General features: G+C 57.0%; 16 protein-coding genes. 12 read left to right on the top strand and 4 right to left on the bottom strand.

What is annotated here, in order from left to right; translation table 11 throughout:
* Positions 1–645 precede the first annotated feature (645 nt).
* The 4 genes from Q9S52_RS06310 to Q9S52_RS06295 all read left to right on the top strand — a co-directional run bounded on the left by Q9S52_RS06310 (position 646) and on the right by Q9S52_RS06295 (position 5,832).
* The gene (locus Q9S52_RS06310; protein WP_304708523.1) at positions 646–2,082 is read left to right on the top strand and encodes a TolC family protein; all 1,437 of its coding nucleotides are present in this window, start codon (positions 646–648) and stop codon (positions 2,080–2,082) included.
* Positions 2,083–2,116: 34 nt separating this feature from the next.
* Positions 2,117–3,097, top strand: coding sequence for an HlyD family secretion protein (locus Q9S52_RS06305; RefSeq protein WP_294594301.1), 981 nt, complete (start codon positions 2,117–2,119; stop codon positions 3,095–3,097).
* Between the two features lie 337 nt (positions 3,098–3,434).
* Positions 3,435–4,607 (top strand): ABC transporter permease, encoded by a 1,173-nt coding sequence (locus Q9S52_RS06300; protein WP_304708522.1) that lies wholly within the window; start codon positions 3,435–3,437, stop codon positions 4,605–4,607.
* Between the two features lie 4 nt (positions 4,608–4,611).
* Positions 4,612–5,832, top strand: coding sequence for an ABC transporter permease (locus tag Q9S52_RS06295; RefSeq protein WP_304708521.1), 1,221 nt, complete (start codon positions 4,612–4,614; stop codon positions 5,830–5,832).
* Positions 5,833–6,828: 996 nt separating this feature from the next.
* Here the strand turns inward: Q9S52_RS06295 and yidD are convergent.
* The 4 genes from yidD to Q9S52_RS06275 are packed head-to-tail and all read right to left on the bottom strand — an operon-like array spanning position 6,829 to position 9,281.
* Complete coding sequence (gene yidD / locus Q9S52_RS06290) at positions 6,829–7,119, bottom strand: membrane protein insertion efficiency factor YidD (RefSeq protein ID WP_304708520.1); 291 nt, start codon at positions 7,117–7,119, stop codon at positions 6,829–6,831.
* On the bottom strand, positions 7,038–7,499 hold the full coding sequence (locus Q9S52_RS06285) for a ribonuclease P protein component (protein ID WP_304708519.1): 462 nt from the start codon (positions 7,497–7,499) through the stop codon (positions 7,038–7,040). Before Q9S52_RS06285 ends, yidD begins: the two co-directional genes overlap by 82 nt.
* Complete coding sequence (locus Q9S52_RS06280) at positions 7,499–8,419, bottom strand: uroporphyrinogen-III synthase (protein ID WP_304708518.1); 921 nt, start codon at positions 8,417–8,419, stop codon at positions 7,499–7,501. The genes Q9S52_RS06285 and Q9S52_RS06280 overlap by 1 nt, the downstream gene beginning before the upstream one ends.
* 4 nt (positions 8,420–8,423) lie before the next feature.
* Entirely contained in the window at positions 8,424–9,281 is an 858-nt protein-coding gene (locus Q9S52_RS06275) for a DUF4271 domain-containing protein (protein WP_300828226.1), read from the bottom strand.
* Between the two features lie 755 nt (positions 9,282–10,036).
* Between Q9S52_RS06275 and rpsU the strand changes: the two genes are divergently transcribed.
* From rpsU to dut, 8 genes are all read left to right on the top strand, one after another.
* On the top strand, positions 10,037–10,228 hold the full coding sequence (gene rpsU / locus Q9S52_RS06270) for a 30S ribosomal protein S21 (RefSeq protein WP_294594498.1): 192 nt from the start codon (positions 10,037–10,039) through the stop codon (positions 10,226–10,228).
* 717 nt (positions 10,229–10,945) lie between these two features.
* Complete coding sequence (gene ruvB / locus Q9S52_RS06265) at positions 10,946–11,959, top strand: Holliday junction branch migration DNA helicase RuvB (protein ID WP_297623776.1); 1,014 nt, start codon at positions 10,946–10,948, stop codon at positions 11,957–11,959.
* Between the two features lie 89 nt (positions 11,960–12,048).
* Entirely contained in the window at positions 12,049–12,549 is a 501-nt protein-coding gene (locus Q9S52_RS06260; protein WP_294593048.1) for a hypothetical protein, read from the top strand.
* A gap of 191 nt (positions 12,550–12,740) precedes the next feature.
* The gene (locus tag Q9S52_RS06255) at positions 12,741–13,649 is read left to right on the top strand and encodes a hypothetical protein (RefSeq protein WP_304708517.1); all 909 of its coding nucleotides are present in this window, start codon (positions 12,741–12,743) and stop codon (positions 13,647–13,649) included.
* 106 nt (positions 13,650–13,755) lie between these two features.
* A complete protein-coding gene (hflX, locus tag Q9S52_RS06250) occupies positions 13,756–14,949 on the top strand; it encodes a GTPase HflX (RefSeq protein ID WP_294593043.1) in 1,194 nt (397 codons plus the stop codon).
* On the top strand, positions 14,949–15,950 hold the full coding sequence (locus tag Q9S52_RS06245) for an acyltransferase (protein WP_304708516.1): 1,002 nt from the start codon (positions 14,949–14,951) through the stop codon (positions 15,948–15,950). The genes hflX and Q9S52_RS06245 overlap by 1 nt, the downstream gene beginning before the upstream one ends.
* Before the next feature lie 7 nt (positions 15,951–15,957).
* A complete protein-coding gene (locus Q9S52_RS06240; RefSeq protein WP_304708515.1) occupies positions 15,958–17,403 on the top strand; it encodes a lipopolysaccharide biosynthesis protein in 1,446 nt (481 codons plus the stop codon).
* Positions 17,391–17,828, top strand: a complete 438-nt coding sequence (gene dut / locus Q9S52_RS06235) for a dUTP diphosphatase (RefSeq protein ID WP_294593035.1) — start codon at positions 17,391–17,393, stop codon at positions 17,826–17,828. Before Q9S52_RS06240 ends, dut begins: the two co-directional genes overlap by 13 nt.
* The last annotated feature ends 4 nt before the right edge of the window (positions 17,829–17,832 follow it).

Below are 17,832 nucleotides of genomic sequence, written 5' to 3'. Positions count from 1 at the left end.
TCTATTTCGGCTCACCGCCGAAATGATTGAATCGCTTCTTTAGGCGGGGCGCGCGGTCGAGCTTTGTCCCGTCTAAAACTGCCTTGCGCGAGCGGCGTCCGGTTAATAAGGCAAAGAGAACCCTAGCAAAAGCCCGATGGGCGCCCCGGCGGGACAGAGCGATACTGCGTATCGCTTAATCAGCTCAGCCCAGTTCTTGGTGCGCGCCGGGGAAATCTTGTCAAAACACGCAAGCGAGTTTTGACAATTTCCCTCTTTAGGCGGCGGCGCGCGAGCTGGGCATTGCCCCGGCTGGAACTGTTCTTTCTGTGAACAGAAAGAACCAAAGAAACTTTAGACGGATGCTGACGCATCCTAAAGCTGCCGGCGGCCTTAACCAACGCGACAGCCTTGATCCAACCCTCCGTCCGCGCCTTAAGAAAGAACTATCTCGACCCCCAAAAGCACAATTACCATGCCAAAAGAAGAAAAAGAGATGGAGAATCGCTCGATTTTTAATATATTAGCCCCGTATTATCCGTTGCTCCGTCGCCGCAGGCCGGTCGACAAAAAGGCATAAAAATTGATAAGGAAAATCCGGCGGATAATCGCCACAACAACGATTGTAAGATCAACGTGTTTCAGGAACGACACATCCAAGAACAGATGAATCACACACTACGAACACTCGGCGCTACGCTCGCAGCAGGGATCTGTTTCGGCACCGCGGCCGCGCAGGAGACCACGCAACAGGCGCTCACGTTGCAGGAGGCCATCGAACTCAGCTATCGGCAGAGCCCTGTCCTGGAGGCACAGCGACAGGCACAGGAAGCCGCCGTGCTGAACCGGAAATCCGTATGGGGACTCCGGATGCCGCAACTCGGAATCGGAGCCGCCTACACCTATATGTCCAAGGACATCAAGGCTTTCGACCTGAACAAGGAGAAAGAGGCCGCTTTGCAGGCTATCGGACAGCTGCCGCTCCCCTTTCCGATCCCGGGCGAAGTCATTCAGGCAGTACAGGGACTCGACCTGAGCCTTACGCTCCAGAAGAAACAGTTCGCTACGGTAGGGGCTACGGCGGCCGTACCTATATATATGGGCGGCAAGATCAACGCAGCGGTGAACGCCGCTAAGATCGGCGTCGAAAAGAGCGACCAGGAGGCGGCGAAGGCACAGACCGACCTGTTCGCACAAGTCGTCGAACGGTATTACGGCCTCTCGCTGGCGCATCACGTACTGAAAGTCCGCGAAGAGGTCACGGAAGGGATGCGGAAACACTTGGACGACGCTATCAAGCTGGAAGCCAACGGGATGATCGCATCGACCGAAAAACTCTACGCCGAAATGTTCCTCGCCAAGGCGGAGGGAGAACAGACCGCTGCCGGTCTTCAGATCGGAACCATCAACCGCGCGCTCGGCGCTTCGCTCAATCGCGAGGGAAACTACCTGCCGATTACGGCATTGTTCATCGTCGACAGCCTGCGACCGCTCGACCATTACCTGGAACGCGTCAGACAGAACAGCCCGATTCTCAAACAGGTCGAGCTGACCCGCCGGCTGGCCGAAGAGGGGGTGCGGGTCGCACGGGCCTCTTTCCTGCCCGAGGTGGCGGCGATGGGGGCGGTCAATGCATGGGACTGGCAACTGACTCAGCTGGCACCGAGGTGGATGGTGGGAGCCGGCGTGAAATTGCGCATCTTCGACGGCTTGGGGAGCGAATACAAACACGCTTCGGCGAAACGGCAGGTGCGACAGGTCGAAGCCATGCAGGTGCAGGCGGAGAACGACCTGATGACCCTGACCGAAAAACTCTATAACCAACTCAAAAGCTCGGCGGCGGAGGTGAATGCCTTGCAGGCGACGGTGGCTTTCGCGGAATCGTACCTCGACGCCAAACAACGCGCTTTCAGCGAGGGGATCGCCCCCTCTTCGGACGTGGTGGACGCGCGGATGAACCTCGCCAAAGCCAAGGTGGAACGGCTCGCGGCGGCTTACACATTCGACGTGACGCTGGCCCAGCTGCTGGCGCTGGCCGGCGAAACCGAAGCGCTCGGAAGCTACATGTATCAACCCGACTTCCGGACGATCGACAACGACTAACCTTTACGATCATCACTCTCAATCCCTTAGGACTATGAAATCGAAAGTATATACCATTGCGCTCATCATCATCGCGACGATCACGGTGGTGGCATTCATCGGGTGGTTCGTGCTCAAACCCGCTCCGTACATCATGCAGGGGACGGTCGAGGCGACGAGCTACAAAGTGTCGTCCAAAGTACCGGGCCGGGTGGACAGCCTGACGGTCAAACGGGGCGATGCGGTGCGGAAGGGCCAATTCCTGTACGGCATCAGTTCGCCGGAGGTCTTCGCCAAACTGACTCAGGCGGAGGCGGCGAAGGATGCTGCGACGGCTCTTCAGGACAAGGTGGATGCCGGGGCTCGGAAACAGCAGATCCAACAGGCTTACGAAATGTGGCAGAAGGCGTTGGCCGGGCTGGATCTGGCTCAGAAAACGTACGATCGGGTGAAAAACCTGTACGATCAGGGGGTGGTGCCGGCTCAGAAATTAGACGAGGCGGAGGCGAACTTGCGGGCGATGAAGACGACGGCGACGGCGGCAGAAGCGGGGTACAGCATGGCCAAAGAGGGGGCTCAGTGGGAAGAGAAGGCGGCGGCCAAGGCGCTGGTGGCACAGGCGGGCGGAGCGGTGAGCGAGGTGGAGTCGTTCGTGACGGAGACACGCCAGTTCGCGCCGGTGGACGGAGAGGTGTCGAGCGTGATCTCGGAAAACGGCGAACTGGTGGGAACGGGCTATCCGGTGGTGACGGTGGTCGACCTGAAGGATTCGTGGGCGGTATTCAACATCAAGGAGACGCTCTTGCCCAAAATCAAGCTCGGAACGAAGTTCGATGCCTATTTCCCGGCACTGGACAAAACCTATGAAATGAAGGTGACTTACATCGCGGCGGAGGCGTCGTATGCCACGTGGGCGGCGACGCGCACAAGCGGCGAGTTCGATGTCAAAACGTTCGAAATCCATGCCCGCCCGATAACGCCGATCGCTAATCTCAGACCGGGAATGTCGGTCACGGTGGATTATAATAGCTTATAAACCATTCGTTTGATTCGTGTCTACCCGCAGGGAACCGTACCTTTCTTTCAAGAAAGGTACCCAAAGAACTTTCATGATAGCTACGCTATGCCTTAGGCTCCGCAGTCCTCATTCTCTGTGACTGCTTTTGGGTTGGGGCAACGGCGCGCATGGGGTTTAGCTCGCATTAGCGCGCCGTTTGCTCCCGACCCAAAGAAGAGTCCGAAAACCGGGCCGCCGGCAACTGGAGGATGCGCAAGCATCCGTCGAAAGTTTTTCTGGTTCTCTTTGTTCACAAAGAGAACAGTTCACTCCCGGGCAAAAACAGATAATCGAACTGTTAAATACAATGACCCGCATGGGACCATTCAGGAAGAGCATACTACGCGAGATCAGGCGTTTCGGGCACAGCAAAGTACTCGTGACCGCCGTCATCGTGTTGCCCGCCGTGATGAGCGTACTCTACAGCCTGCTTTTTGCGAAAGGCGTGATCGACGACCTTCCCGTCGCCGTGTACGACGGCGACAAGACCGAGCTGTCGCGGCAGCTGATCCGGATGGTAGACGCCACCCCGGCGGCAGCCGTGACCCTGCACGTCGAGAGCATCGAACAGGGTCGGCACGCGATGGTACAAGGGCTCGTGAGTGCCGTACTCGTGATTCCGAAAGGCCTGCAAGCCGACATCTACGCCGGGCACGGAGGCGCGCAAGTGACCGCCGAAATCAGCGGAGCCCAGATTCTGAACTCCGGGATGCTGCGGCGCGACATCACCACCGTGCTGCAAGCCTTCAACATCGGCGTCGAGACCCAGCTGCTGGGAGCCCGCGGGATTCCGCAACGACAGGGATATGCCATGGCCTACCCCATTCCGTTCGAAAAACACGTTCTGTTCAATCCTTACGGGAGCTATGCCTACTACCTGCTGCCGGGGGTGATGTTCCTCGCCTTGATCGTGACAGTAGCGATCGTGACTGTTTATGTGGTGGGGATCGAACTCAAGGAGGGAACCGCTCCGGAGTGGATCGAGACGGCCGGGGGGAGTGTGACACGCGCGCTGGCCGCTAAATTGACGCCTTATCTGCTGATGTTCTGCCTCATCTCGGTACTGATGAACACGCTACTCTACCGGTTTCTCGGGATGCCTTTCCACGGGCATGCCGCGGTGATTCTGGTATTGGGGAACCTCTTCGTGATTTTAGCCTATATGGCTATCTCGGTCATGCTGGTCGCCCTGACGGCGAACACACGCTTCTCGATGTCGATCGCCGGCGGGTTCGCTACGGCCTCGCTCTCGTTCTGCGGGCTCACCTTTCCCGCGCTGGGGATGTATCCGGCGATCGTCGCTCTGTCGAAACTCTTTCCCTACACCTTCTTTATCGACCTCTTTATCGAACAGAGCCTCCGGGGAGCTCCGCCGGCGCGGTCGCTGGGCGACCTGGCGGCTATGGGGGCATTCGTCGTCGCCATGGCGCTGTTGATGCCGAGACTCAAACACATCGCGTTGAACCCGAAATACTACGGGAAAGATTGATGCCATGAAAAAATTCTGGGAAATAACGAAAGCCGAACTCGTCTCGATCTTCAAAGACGGAGGCGCGATGCTGATCCTGTTGGGGGCGATGCTGATCTACGGGACGATCTACCCGTTGGTGTATGCGCCTCAGGTGGTGCGGAAGTTTCCGGTAGCGGTGGTCGATCTGGATCACACGGCACGCAGCAGGGAGCTGACGCGGATGCTCGACGCCACGCCTCAGGCGGCGGTGCGGTACGAGGCGGAGAGCCTGGAGGAGGCGAAGTCGCTCTTCCTTCATCGGAAGGTCTACGGGGTACTCTATATTCCGAACGGGTTCCAAAAGCGGATTCTGGCGGGCGAACAGAGCTATGTCAGCTTCTATGCGGACGGGGGTTACTTCCTGCTGTACAGCGACTTCCTGAATGCGGTGAGCAACGTGGTGATTACGGCGGGGGCGGAGGTGCAGATGGGGACTTTGATGGCTGCGGGACTGAACAAAAAAGAGGCGGAGTGGATGGCAAGGCCGGTGGATTACCGGGTGAATGTGCTCTACAATCCGGGGGGAGGATACGGGACGGCGATTATGCCGGGGGTGCTGGTGCTGATTTCTCAACAGTTGCTGCTGGTGGGGATCGGCTTGGTTTGCGGGACGTGGTACGAACGGCGGATGTGGCACCGGTTCAGGGGTTATGGAACCGGGCGGCTGGTATTGGGGAAGACGCTGGCCTATCTGATTCTTTACGTGCCGTTGATGCTCTATATGTTCGGTTTCCAGTATAAATTCTTCGACTATCCGATGAAGGGGAGCCACTGGTCGGTGCTGGCGGTTTTCGTCCCTTACCTGCTGTCGATCATCTTCCTGGGGCTGACGATCGGGACGTTCTTCAAACGGCGCGAGAGCTCGATGCTGGTGATCGTGGTGACGTCGGTGATGTTTCTGGCGGTGAGCGGCATCACGTGGTCTACGGTGGGGATGCCGCAGTGGATGTATGCTTTGGGTCGGATGATGCCGTCGAGCAACGGGATGAATGCGGTGGTGCGGATCAGGACGATGGGGGCGACGCTGGCGGATGTGGGGCCGGAGTTCATCACGCTGTGGGTGCTGACGGGGATTTACGGCCTGACGGCGCTCTTGGCGATCGGGAGACGAATGAGGCGATTGCCTATGCTGGAGGTGCCGGCGTCGTTCTCGGAGACGGAGCTGCCGGCAGTGGTGGAGCAGCAGCAGGAAAAGACGGAATAACGCCCCTTTCTCACTGACTTTTGTTTTTGCCGGCTTTTCCGCCGGCATTTTTTATTTGTCTGATCTCCGCCCCGGGCTGCCGCGAAAGAGCTGACGGGAGGCAGAAGAGTGTCGGCGATAGTGGATTCAGTTGGTCTTCCGCCACGAGCAGCATCAATGGGGTGTTCTTGAGTTTTGGCGCGACGTACCTCTATACCAGTTACGCTGATTACCGCGGTTACGGTCTTCAGTTGCGTTGTCTCTCGGAATAAACGCCGCGGGCCCGCGGGGGCAAGGGGCTGGAGCTACCCTAATTAGGTGACTCTACCCTCTTCTTGTTTGACCTTGGTGGGTCGGACGCCTGGGAGGTATCGCAATTCTCGACGCGTGAGCGGCGTGTTGCGGGCCTACCGCGTGGGAGGCGTCCTCGGCGCGCCTCCCACGCGCCGCTAATGCGTCGCTGCGCCCGAGGACGGAGATTCCTCATGGAATCGCGCTACTCGCTCTTGGTTAAAGCGGGTCGCCGCCAGCGGTGAGTGCAACGAGCCCAGTCGAGTTGCAGTCCGCCGCGTGGGGTGGCGGCGAACTGCGCGACCCTAAAGGGTCGCAAGAGCACTACCCAAAGCCAAGCCCAACCCACAGCCCAAAGCTCGCCCCTATTCTCCGCCCCGTGTCAGCCCCACTGCGGCTCCGCTTTCGCTCCGCCACGTTTTCGCGCGCCTTGGGAAATCTTGTCAAAACACGCATGCGAGTTTTGACGATTTCCCTCCTAAGGCGTGGCGCGCGATTTGGTTTGAAGGGACTGCGCTCGGGCCGCGCGGGCGCGCCCACAGGGCGTTTTAATGGCCGTCTCTATCCCCGTTCTTTGTCCGCGCGCAGGCGCGCGAACTTAGCATTATCCCGGCTGGAACTGTTCTCTTTGTGAACAAAGAGAACCAGAAAAACTTTAGACGGATGCTACGCATCCTCAAGCTGCCGGCGCCCTTAACCAACGCGGCAGCCCCAGCCCAACTTAAATCACGGCACCGGATCGTAGCCGCTACCGCCCCAAGGATGGCAACGCAACAGGCGGCGCACGGTCAGATAAAATCCTCGAAATAGTCCATGCCGCCGAAACGCTTCCAACGCATAGGCCGAACAGGTCGGCGTAAACCGGCAGGAACTGGGCAGAAAAGGAGAAATCGCCGCCCGATAGATACGAATCAAAAAGACGAACGGAGCAATAGCTACCTGCCTCCCCCACCCGACCCGTCTCCGGAGTGCTCTGCCGCTTGTCGCTCGTCGCGCATCCTGATTAATCTCTCCCATATCGAAATCATCGCTTTTTCAATCGTCCGATACGCCGCCGGATCTCCCTTGCCCACATACGAAAAGGCCACATCCACCCCGATCTCGGATCGGTGCAGCCGATAGGCCTCCCGCATCCTCCGCTTCAGCAGATTCCGATCCACGGCGCGTTTGTAATTCCGTTTCGGCACGATCACCATCATCCGATTGTCCCGTGCTCCCGGGCGAAACCGACAGGTGCACTTCACCGGATAGACTAAAAACGCCTCTCCACACGTGAAGAGGCGTCCGATATCGCTCCGTGCAACCAACCGCTCGCTTTTGGGCAACGTAAATCGCCTCCTCACCGCATCTCCCAGCTCGTCCGACCTATGTAACGACTGCGCATCCATGAGATTCATCACTTCCCCGTAGTAGCCGCCACAGACCGCCTACTGCTGCCGCTCCCTGACGATGCGGAAACTTTCGTCGCGGCCTTCCCTTTCTTAGTACCGACCGACGCACCACCTTTGCCCGTCGCCTCGCCGCCCAAATCCTCCGCCGTCATCCCGAACCCTTCGACCGAACCGCCGCTGTTGATCGCCGCCACATACTTGTCGATCGCCATAGTCAAAGAGGGAAAACGAGGCGTCGGAGCCACGATGTCCACTTTCAATCCCCCCACCAAAGCCTCCCGGGCGGTCGCATTGCCCAGCGTCGCCACGATCATCCCCTCGGGCAGCACTTCGAACCGCTCCCGCAAAGCCCGCACGTCTGCCGAGCTGTAACAAGCCACCAAGTCATAATCGACGATCGAGATGTCCGACAAGTCCGCCGCCACCGTATGGGCCAAAATAATCTTTGTATACTTCACCCCGGTCTTCCCCAGCAAAGCCTCGATCTCCGGCTTGTACGGATCCGACAGGGCAACCAGAAAACGCTCCTCCTTATGCTTGGCCACCACCTCCATCAAGTCCGCAAAGGTGGTCGTCCCGTAAAAAATCTTCCGTTTCCGGTAGACGATATATTTCTGCAAATAGAGCGCGATCGCCTCCGTCACGCAGAAATATTTCATGTCTTCCGGCACCTGGATCCGACACGCTTCGCACAATTCGAAAAAGTTGTCGATCGTCTTCCGCGAGGTGAAAATCACGGCCGTATGGGCCAGCACATCGACCCGCTGGGCGCGGAATTCCTTCGGCGTCACCCCTTCGACCGCAATAAAGGGCCGGAAATCTACTTCGAGTTTGTGTTTGGAAACCAGCTCAGAAAAAGGAGACTTGTCCGATGAAGGAGCCGGTTGAGCGATCAGTATCCGCTTTACTTTCTGTGTTTTCGCCATAAAATCAGTCGATCACGCTGCTGCTCTGTCGAATCGCCAGCGCAAGAATGAAGCTCACCGGCAGGATTTCGACGAAGCAAAGGTACAAAATCCATTGTAATTTAGAAAACGAACGTAATCTAAAGTATTTATACAGAGCTATAAAATGATAGACGACCAGCCCGCCGAGCACCACCAGACCGAAGGCGAAGAGCCGGCCGCTCACTCCGATGACGATGGCCAGCGGCGCATAGAGGAGGGAGATGAAGGTGACGTCGATGCGGTTGATGAAGGTGATCTCCTGAAAAACACTTTTATCGTCGGTGAGCCACCTGAGCACGCGGAAGAGGATGCGCCGATAGAGTACGATCAACAAAAAGAGGACGACGGAGCCTATAAAAAGGTAGTAGCTCTCGATGCGGGGCCAGCGGATCTCCAACCAGGCCATCACGAGGGCCGAACCGGCCAGCACGGCCAGAGCGATGCCGCTGCGCAGGAAATAGACGAAGTCGGCCCCCTGCCCCTCCATCAGGGTCAGGGTATCCTCCGTATGACCGATATTTTTCAGGCAACTCACCATATCGCGGCGAAAGCGATAGAGCACATAACAATAGAAGCAGATGAGGACGACCATGACGACGGAGGTCTGCCACGGATCGGCGGGCGGCGAGACGGGCACCAGGCCTCCGTGCGGTGTCAGCTCTTCGGAGAGGGTCGACCGACCGCCCCATACTTCGGCAGCCGAACCGGCCGGTCGCAGCCACTGCACCGAATCGACCAACCGACCGACCGTCTCCGGCCCGGTCGGAAAGAGCGTCGAACCGCCCGGCTGCTGAAAAAGATAGGTCGAAGATGCTGTATCCACCCCAAAAAGAGAAAACAAAGGAGAGACGAATCGTTTCCCGTCGCAAAGGTAGGAGTTTTCGGCCGAAGTGCATGTGTATAGCGTGTGGATATTTTCGGTTGCAGGAATCGAACCCTCTGAAAACGAATGGCGGATAATTTTCCGGATTTTGTGAAAAGGTTGTCGGAAACTTTTCACAACTTTCGTCTTCCAAGACTTGATCCGCCCCGAAAAAAATCCATATGTCTGCCGGATCGAAAATCACAACCGAAAAATTTCTTTTTTCATCCACAACATAAACCCGCTCCGAAACCGGGATTATCATCAGAATGAACCCGAAAAACGAATGTGAATCACTTCCCGATAAGACTGTTGAAAAAATCTAACAAATATTTATCAATCAACAGAATAGGATATGAGAAGATGTAAACAAAAAGGGGAAAGAATGTGAAAAACCAATCAGGCAACCGAAATTCGACCTTTTTATCCACGCCATCCACAGCTATTCTTACCCTTCTTTCTTACTTATAAATAAATCTATCTCTTTTATTTAAAATGAAGGGAAAGGAAAGTTGTCGGGAAAAATGGTTATCTTTGTCGCCTCAATGCCCGGATAACGGGAGTGATCGAAGGGAGGTTAAGGAGACCGAGGCCGAAGAGGGCCGTTTGAAAAGAGATACGAAACATAGATAAATGACGACGGATCCTTTGGCGTGCGGGGATTCGGGCGATTCTTTTCGATAAAGAGAAGATGCGCGCATAAACCTTAGTAAAAAAACAAAAGATACACGGATATGATTATCATGCCGATCAAAGAGGGCGAAAACATCGAACGGGCCCTCAAGAAGTTTAAACGGAAATACGAAAAGACGGGGGTGATCAAGGAGTTGCGTGCGCGGCAGTATTTCGTGAAGCCGTCGGTGAAGAACCGGGTACAGCGGCTGAAGGCGATTTATGTGCAGGGGTTGCAACGGGAAGAGGAGTAGATATATTCTCTCGGGAATGTATACGGAGGCCTGGGGAACGGAAGTTCTCCGGGCCTTTTTGTACTTGGGGCTGCCGGTTGCTTGGGGTAGAGGCTGGCAGTGGAAATGCGCGAGCATTTCCCGTCCACGGGACGTGGGGCCTGGCCGGCCCGAGGCCAGTACCCTCCCGTAGGACAGACGTGCGCCACGCCTTAAGAAGCGATTCAACTATTTCGGCTCACGCCGAAATGATTGAATCGCGCAAGGCGCGCGAAAAAAGAGTGGTGCGAAAAAATCCGTCGCCCGCCTAAAGTAGGCATATTCTGCCGGTTGGCGCTTGGCCAATCCGGCAAGAATTGCCGCGGGCGACGGCAAACGCGGCGGACCGATAGCGGAGCCACAGTGAGGTAGACACGGGGCGGAGAACTGGGGCGAGCTTTGGGCCGTGCTGTTCTTCGGGCTCAAAAACCGAAAACGGTTTTCGAGCTGCGCCGGATCAAGCGGGGAGCTGAATTGTTGGCTGTGTCCTTGCGACTCGCAGAGTCGCGCAGTTCGCCGCCACCCCATGCGGCGGACTGCAACTCGACGGGGCTCGTTGCGCCTCCGCTGGCGGCGACTGCAAACAGGGTGCGCCCAGCGGTAGCGGTTCCGTCATCGCTCCGTTTCAAAAAAGCACAGCTTTTTCATCGGAACAAAAAAATGCGTACCTTTCGGAAATAAATCGGTAGCCATAAGGCTGTGAGCGAGATACGAAACATAGAGACCGACAAAGAGTTCGACGAACAGATCCGGCCGCAGGAGCTCGAAGCTTTTTGCGGACAGGAAAAGATCGTCGAAAACCTGTCGATCTTTATTAAAGCCGCTATTATGCGGGACGAAGCGTTGGATCACGTCCTGCTGCACGGTCCGCCGGGGCTGGGGAAGACCACCCTCGCCAATATCATTACCAATGAGTTGGGAGTGACCATGAAAGTCACTTCGGGGCCGGTGCTCGACAAACCGGGAGATCTGGCCGGGCTGCTTACGAATCTCGGCGAGGGAGACGTGCTCTTTATCGACGAGATTCATCGCCTGAGTCCGATCGTCGAAGAGTACCTCTACTCCGCGATGGAGGACTACAAGATCGACATTATGCTCGACAAAGGGCCCAGTGCGCGGAGCGTGCAGATCAAACTGAATCCTTTTACCTTGATCGGCGCCACGACGCGGTCGGGCTTGCTGACCAGTCCCCTCAGGGCCAGGTTCGGGATCAATTGCCATTTGCAGTACTACGATGTGGCTACGCTGAAAGGGATCGTGACCCGTTCGGCACAAGTATTGGGAATACCGATCGATGCCGGGGCGGCGGAAGAGATCGCCAGACGGTCGCGCGGGACGCCGCGAATTGCCAATGCCTTGCTCAGGCGGGTGAGAGACTTCGCCATGGTGCGCGGCGGGGGGAGAATCGAACCGGAGATTACCCGCCATGCGCTCGATGCGCTCGATATCGATACCCGGGGGCTGGATCAGATGGACAACCGGATTCTGTCGACCATCATCCACAAGTTCGGCGGAGGGCCGGTGGGGTTGGGGACCATTGCGACGGCGGTGAGCGAAGATGCAGGGACGATCGAAGAGGTCTACGAACCGTTCCTCATCAAGGAAGGATTCCTGAAACGGACGCCCAGGGGACGCGAGGCGACGGCAAGGGCCTACGAACACCTGGGGATTCCGATGGAGGCGATTGCGGGGCAGGGGGAGTTGCAATTCTGACCCTTTCGTTAAACCGAACCGGAGTCGGCGCGTCCAAGGAAAGAGCAGGAAACTGAAAAAACTAACCAATTATAAAAACACTAACGACCATGAAAAAAGTGATTTTGCTGATGGCCGCCCTTATGACGGTCAGCTTCTCGGCACAGGCACAGAAGAAATCCAAGGAAGAAAAAGCCGCTGAAAAAGCACGGCAGGAGATGCTCACCGCGGAACTCATCAACCGCGTGGTGCCGGCCAAGAACTTCCAGTTCGTACCGTACGAATACATCCAGCCCAATACTGGGACGACGACGATCACACGCTACGAATACACCAAAGTTCGGCCGAATTCGCTGGAAGTCTATATGGTGAACTGCCCGGGGGTGAATACCAACCGGTATGAATGGCTCTCGTGCGAAAAGAAAAAAGACGTTTGGCTGGTGAAAATCAAAGCGGTGGCAGATAACGGGGCCAATCTGAGCTTCGATTTCGCGGTCAACTCCAAGAGCGGGGTCGCTACGCTGAAGGTGCGTTCCAACAAATCGTTGGATCAGAACAATCCGGGGGCGGCGAACTCGATTACCTACAAAGGGAATATTCGCGAATACTAATCGGTCGGATCGATCGGAAAGCCGGGCGGCCGGGGAGCATGGAAAAATCTCCCCGAGCCGCCTTTTTTCGTCGAAAACGTTGGAAGAGAAGCGAAAAACGACTACCTTTAAAGCGGTGGCCGGGCGAAAACCCGATGAGGCGTGGCAAACAAAGAGGGAGAAGTTTATTCATGTTAAAATTTTCGAAAGATATGGATCGGACAAAATCGATTTTTCGGACAATTCGGCGGATGACGGTCGGAGCGGCTTTTTTTCTGGGACTGGTCGTTGCGGCGGTGCCGGCGGCAAGGGCGCAGGAGATCGACCGGTGGGTCGGCGAAGAGACCCGTTTCCGCTTCGTGCCGGACGTGTTGCAGGAGGAGGAAGGGCATGCGGGAGAGGTGCAGGGCTATTTTTATAAAACACCGGGCTTTCCGCTGTGGCTCATGACCGATATGGGAGGGCCGCTGTGGATCGATAAGGAGCACTTCTCGGTGAACAGCGCGGAGAAGGATCAGGACGGGGTGTGGCTGCTCGATTTGAGTTGTGTCGATTCGGTCAACGGATTTTTCAACCTCGGCTTCGCTATCGATTCCAGAGACGGAAAGGCGGTCTTGAAGCTGGCGACTCCCACTGAGGGAGATATCGCCCTGTATCAGGGAAAAGTCGAGCCTTACGAGGCGCCGGACAGAGACGATTTCCGGAACGAAAAGGAGCGCCAGGAGGCTTTGGAAATGGTGATGCGGCTCGATACGCTGGTGCCGGCGATGAACTTTCAGGTGAAACTCAATTCGGAACTCTATGGGCCGAAATCGGAGGTCAAGGTATCGCCCAAACTGGTGCGGCTGTGGGATCCGAGGCGGTTCGAAAGTCCGGACTACGAGGTGATCTGTTGCGAAAAGCATGACGGGATGTGGTACGTGCGACTGAAGGTCGGAGAGGCGACGCCGGTCAGCGAGGAGATCTATCTCGACCTCCTGATCGACTCCTGGACGGGGAAGGTCAATTATCGGCGGGGGATGGCGGATCGGTTGCGACTCAACTGGCGGGCCATGGTCGACGGCCGGGTGACCGGAACGGCGCAAATTCTGCCCGAAAAGGGACGCAGAAAGGCACGGTAGCTGAACGAAAAAGCGTAATTTTGTAAGCGGGCGTCGCAGAACTCACGGATGGGTTCGGAGGCGCTTGCTTATTTTGTTCTCGATGGGGATGGGAAAAGAAAAATCGATGGAAAAACCGGTCGACGACCGGACGGAACGGGTGGTACTCGCGACGGTCGTTCGCGATCGGCAGGAGGTGCGCGAGGCGGAGGAGTATCTGGACGAATTGCGGTTTCTGGCCGAGACGGCCGGATTCGAAACGGCGGCGACTTTTATGCAGAAGTTGGCGGCGCCGGACAAGCGAACCTTTATGGGGAGCGGAAAATTGAGCGAAATCAAGGCCTATGTGGAGGAACAGGAGATCGGGACGGTGATTTTCGACGACGAACTCTCGCCGTCGCAGACCCGGAATCTCGAACGTGAGTTGGGGGTTCGGATTCTGGACCGGACGCGGCTGATCCTCGATATTTTTGCCCAGCGGGCCACGACGGCCTATGCCAAGACGCAGGTCGAGCTGGCGCAGTTGCAGTATCTGTTGCCGCGGCTGAGTGGGATGTGGACGCACCTCGAACGGCAGCGCGGGGGGACAGGAACCCGTGGCGGGGCGGGGGAGCGGGAGATCGAAACCGACCGCCGAATCATTCGCGACCGCATCGCCCGGCTCAAGGAACAGCTGGTCAAGGTGGATCGCCAGATGGCGACGCAGCGCAGCGGACGGGGATCGTTGGTGCGGGTGGCGTTGGTGGGGTATACCAATGTCGGGAAATCGACTCTGATGAACCTCCTGAGCAAGAGCGACGTTTTTGCCGAAAACAAGCTCTTCGCGACGCTCGATACGACGGTGAGGAAGGTGGTGCTCGAAAACCTGCCTTTCCTGTTGTCCGATACGGTGGGATTTATCCGCAAGTTGCCGACGCAGCTGGTGGAGTCGTTCAAATCGACGCTCGATGAGGTGAGGGAGGCCGATTTGCTGCTCCATGTGGTCGATATTTCGCACCCCAATTTCGAGGATCAGATCGCGGTGGTCAATCGGACGCTGCGCGAGATCGGGGCGGGAGATAAGCCGGTCTTTTTGATATTCAATAAGATAGATGCCTATACCTACGTCGAGAAGGAGGCGGACGATCTGTTGCCCGAGACGCGCGAGAACTGGACGCTCGAACAGCTCCAGCGGAGCTGGATGGCAAGGAACGAGGGGGTGCCGTGTATCTTCATCTCGGCGGCCGAGCGAATCAATATCGATCGGTTGCGGAAGGATTTGTACGGCATGGTGCGGGAGATTCACGAGGGACGATATCCGTTTAATAACTACCTGTATTGATGGCTGTTGCGTTACAGGAACGGATTTTTGCTTCGGAGCGGTTCGACGAGGTGCTGGCGTTGGAGGTGTTCCGCTTTCAGGCTTCGGCTTGCGAGCCGTACAGGCGGTATATCGAATTGTTGGGGTTAAATCCGTTTGAAGTCACTGATATAAAGCGTATTCCGTACCTGCCGGTGGAGTTTTTCAAAACCCATCGGATATGGAGCGCGGCGAGCGATCTTGAGCCGGAGACGGTCTTTACCAGCAGCGGGACGACGGGCAGTGAAACGAGTCGGCACTATGTGGCTTCGACGGCGTTGTACGACGAGGCGTTTACGCGCGGTTTCGGCCATTTTTACGGCCTTGCGGAGGGGTGGAGTATCTTTGCCCTGCTGCCGTCGTATTTGGAGCGAACGGGGTCGTCGTTGATCTGGATGGTCGAGCGGTTGCAGGCAAAAAATAGGGCTTGCGGCGGTTTTTATCTGTACGACCACGACAAACTGACCGCCGACCTGACGGCTGCTTCGGAAAAGGGGGAGAAAATTTTACTAATCGGGGTGGCTTTTGCGTTGCTGGATTATGCGGAATATCTTTCTAATCAAGGGATTGAATTGCATTTACCGGTCGATGCCGTCGTGATGGAGACGGGAGGTATGAAGGGACGTAGGCGGGAGGTTTCACGTGAAACAATGCACGAAACGTTGAAGCGGGCTTTCGGGGTCGGGGCGATCCACTCGGAATACGGGATGACGGAACTGCTCTCGCAGGCCTATTCGACGGGAGAGGGGCTGTTTCGCTGTCCGCCGTGGATGCGGGTTTCGACGCGTGATTTGCAGAGCCCGTTGCAACCGCTCGCGGCAGGGAAGATGGGCGGGTTGAATATCATTGATTTAGCCAATTTGTATGCTTGCTCATTCCTGGCGATACAGGATCGAGGGATTGTGTACGACGACGGCGCGTTCCGAGTCTTAGGACGGATCGAGGGGGCGCAGCTTCGGGGATGTAACATGTTGATTGAATAAAAGAGCTATGGCAGCGGCCCACATACTTCGGAAACTGGCTTCGCAGACGGCGGTCTACGGCGTCAGCGCCATTCTGTCTAAGTTTCTGAACTACCTGCTGACGCCGTATTTGACCCGCATCCTCACCGAACAGGTCTACGGGCAGGTCAATCTGCTCTACGGGATCATTCCGTTCGCCAATGTGGTGCTGACGATGGGGTTGGCGACCGGGTATTTCCGCTATGCGGCGAAGTGTCAGACGTTAGGCGAAAAACGCAGGCTTTTCACCACGACGTGGGGGACGGTGGCGTTGATGGCCACGCTTTTCGGCGTGATTATGGCTCTCTGCAACGGAGAGCTGGCGGAGGTGATGCGGCTCGATCCGGTCTGTATCGCGGCGATGACGGCCCTGATCGTGGTGGACAATGTGGCGGCGATTCCGCTCGCGGCGTTGCGCGAGGAGGGAAAGGCCGTTTACTATACGGTGGTCAATGTGACGGGGGTGGGGGTCAATGTGGCGGCCTGCGTGTGGTTCTACTCCCGCGTGCCGGGGGCGGTGGAGAGCCCGTTGTGGGTGGTGGCGGCCAATCTGATCGCCAGTACGGTCTCTCTGCTGCTGCTCTTGCCGCACAGCCTGAGGCTGCTTTCGACCGCTTTTTCGACGCGCCTGCTGCGGAGCATTTTCACCTATTCCATACCGCTCATGATGGCCGGTATTATGGGCGTGGCGGGCGACTTTATCGATCGGCAGCTGATCTACTTCATGTTGCCGGTCGAGATTGCCGATGCCGAGTTGGGGGTCTATACGGCGGTGGCTAAGATTGCCGCTCTGCTGATGATTTTTCGCCAGATTTATACCCTCGGGGCGGAACCTTTCTTCCTGCAGGGCTTCTCGAAAGAGGATTTCCGGGCGGCCAATGCCGAAGCGACCAAGTATTTTACGATCGCCGGCATCGCGATCTTTCTGGTACTCGCACTCTTTGCGCGCGAGTTCGCTTATATCGTGGGGTCGGATTTCCGGAGCGGGATGGGCATTCTGCCGCTTTTGCTGCTGGCCAACCTGCTGGCGGGGATTCTGGTCAATCTCTCGTTCTGGTACAAGGCGGCCGACAAGACGCGGGTGGCGATCTACATCACCGGTTCGGGCGTGGCCATTACGTTGGTGCTCAACCTCCTGCTGATCCCTTCGATGGGCTATCACGGGGCGGCGGTGGCGCGGGTCGTGTCGATGCTGGCGATGGTGGCGGCCAGCTATTTCCTGTGTCGGAAATATTTTCCCGTGCCGTTCGATTTGCGGCGGATCGGCTTCTATTTCCTTTTTGGGGGGGCGATTTTCGCTCTCTCGTATGCCACGGCCCTTTTGCCGGCCTGGGGGCGGGTGACGCTCGATTTTTTACTACTTTTGATCTATCTCCTCGTCGCCTTTAGGCTGGAGTTCGGAGGACGAAAAATAGCTACGTTATGGAAAAAGTAAAGGTAATCAACCGGTCGGGGAATCCGCTGCCGGCCTACGAAACCGCCCAGGCTGTGGGGCTCGACGTGCGGGCCCATACGCTCGAACCGATCACCATCGGGCCGCTGGAGCGGGTGATGGTGCCGACGGGGCTCTATTTCCAGATTCCGGAGGGGTATGAGATTCAGGTGCGGCCTCGGAGCGGACTGGCTGCCAAGCATGGTATTACCGTCATCAATTCGCCGGGGACGATCGATCCGGATTACCGGGGGGAACTGAAAGTCCTGTTGGTCAATCTGTCGAACGAACCGTTCGAGATGCAGCCGGGCGAGCGAGTGGCGCAACTGGTTTTTGCCCGTTACGAACGGCTGGCGTGGGAAGAGGCGGTCGTGCTGGACGAGACGCGGCGCGGAGAGGGCGGTTTCGGCTCGACGGGAGTTAAATAACGTG

Source organism: uncultured Rikenella sp., assembly GCF_948810725.1.
Lineage (GTDB): Bacteria > Bacteroidota > Bacteroidia > Bacteroidales > Rikenellaceae > Rikenella.
The sequence above is the reverse complement of the archived record's forward strand: the minus strand, read 5'-3'. Positions and strand labels throughout refer to the sequence as shown.

Excerpts from the sequence above, each read along its gene's own strand:
- Q9S52_RS06255 (WP_304708517.1), top strand. The coding sequence starts at position 12,741 with ATGGATCGGACAAAATCGATTTTTCGGACAATTCGGCGGATGACGGTC.
- hflX (WP_294593043.1), top strand. The coding sequence starts at position 13,756 with ATGGAAAAACCGGTCGACGACCGGACGGAACGGGTGGTACTCGCGACG.
- Q9S52_RS06245 (WP_304708516.1), top strand. The coding sequence starts at position 14,949 with ATGGCTGTTGCGTTACAGGAACGGATTTTTGCTTCGGAGCGGTTCGAC.
- Q9S52_RS06305 (WP_294594301.1), top strand. The coding sequence starts at position 2,117 with ATGAAATCGAAAGTATATACCATTGCGCTCATCATCATCGCGACGATC.
- yidD (WP_304708520.1), bottom strand. The coding sequence starts at position 7,119 with ATGGGAGAGATTAATCAGGATGCGCGACGAGCGACAAGCGGCAGAGCA.
- Q9S52_RS06310 (WP_304708523.1), top strand. The coding sequence starts at position 646 with ATGAATCACACACTACGAACACTCGGCGCTACGCTCGCAGCAGGGATC.
- Q9S52_RS06295 (WP_304708521.1), top strand. The coding sequence starts at position 4,612 with ATGAAAAAATTCTGGGAAATAACGAAAGCCGAACTCGTCTCGATCTTC.
- dut (WP_294593035.1), top strand. The coding sequence starts at position 17,391 with ATGGAAAAAGTAAAGGTAATCAACCGGTCGGGGAATCCGCTGCCGGCC.
- rpsU (WP_294594498.1), top strand. The coding sequence starts at position 10,037 with ATGATTATCATGCCGATCAAAGAGGGCGAAAACATCGAACGGGCCCTC.
- Q9S52_RS06300 (WP_304708522.1), top strand. The coding sequence starts at position 3,435 with ATGGGACCATTCAGGAAGAGCATACTACGCGAGATCAGGCGTTTCGGG.
- Q9S52_RS06280 (WP_304708518.1), bottom strand. The coding sequence starts at position 8,419 with ATGGCGAAAACACAGAAAGTAAAGCGGATACTGATCGCTCAACCGGCT.
- Q9S52_RS06260 (WP_294593048.1), top strand. The coding sequence starts at position 12,049 with ATGAAAAAAGTGATTTTGCTGATGGCCGCCCTTATGACGGTCAGCTTC.
- Q9S52_RS06285 (WP_304708519.1), bottom strand. The coding sequence starts at position 7,499 with ATGAATCTCATGGATGCGCAGTCGTTACATAGGTCGGACGAGCTGGGA.
- Q9S52_RS06240 (WP_304708515.1), top strand. The coding sequence starts at position 15,958 with ATGGCAGCGGCCCACATACTTCGGAAACTGGCTTCGCAGACGGCGGTC.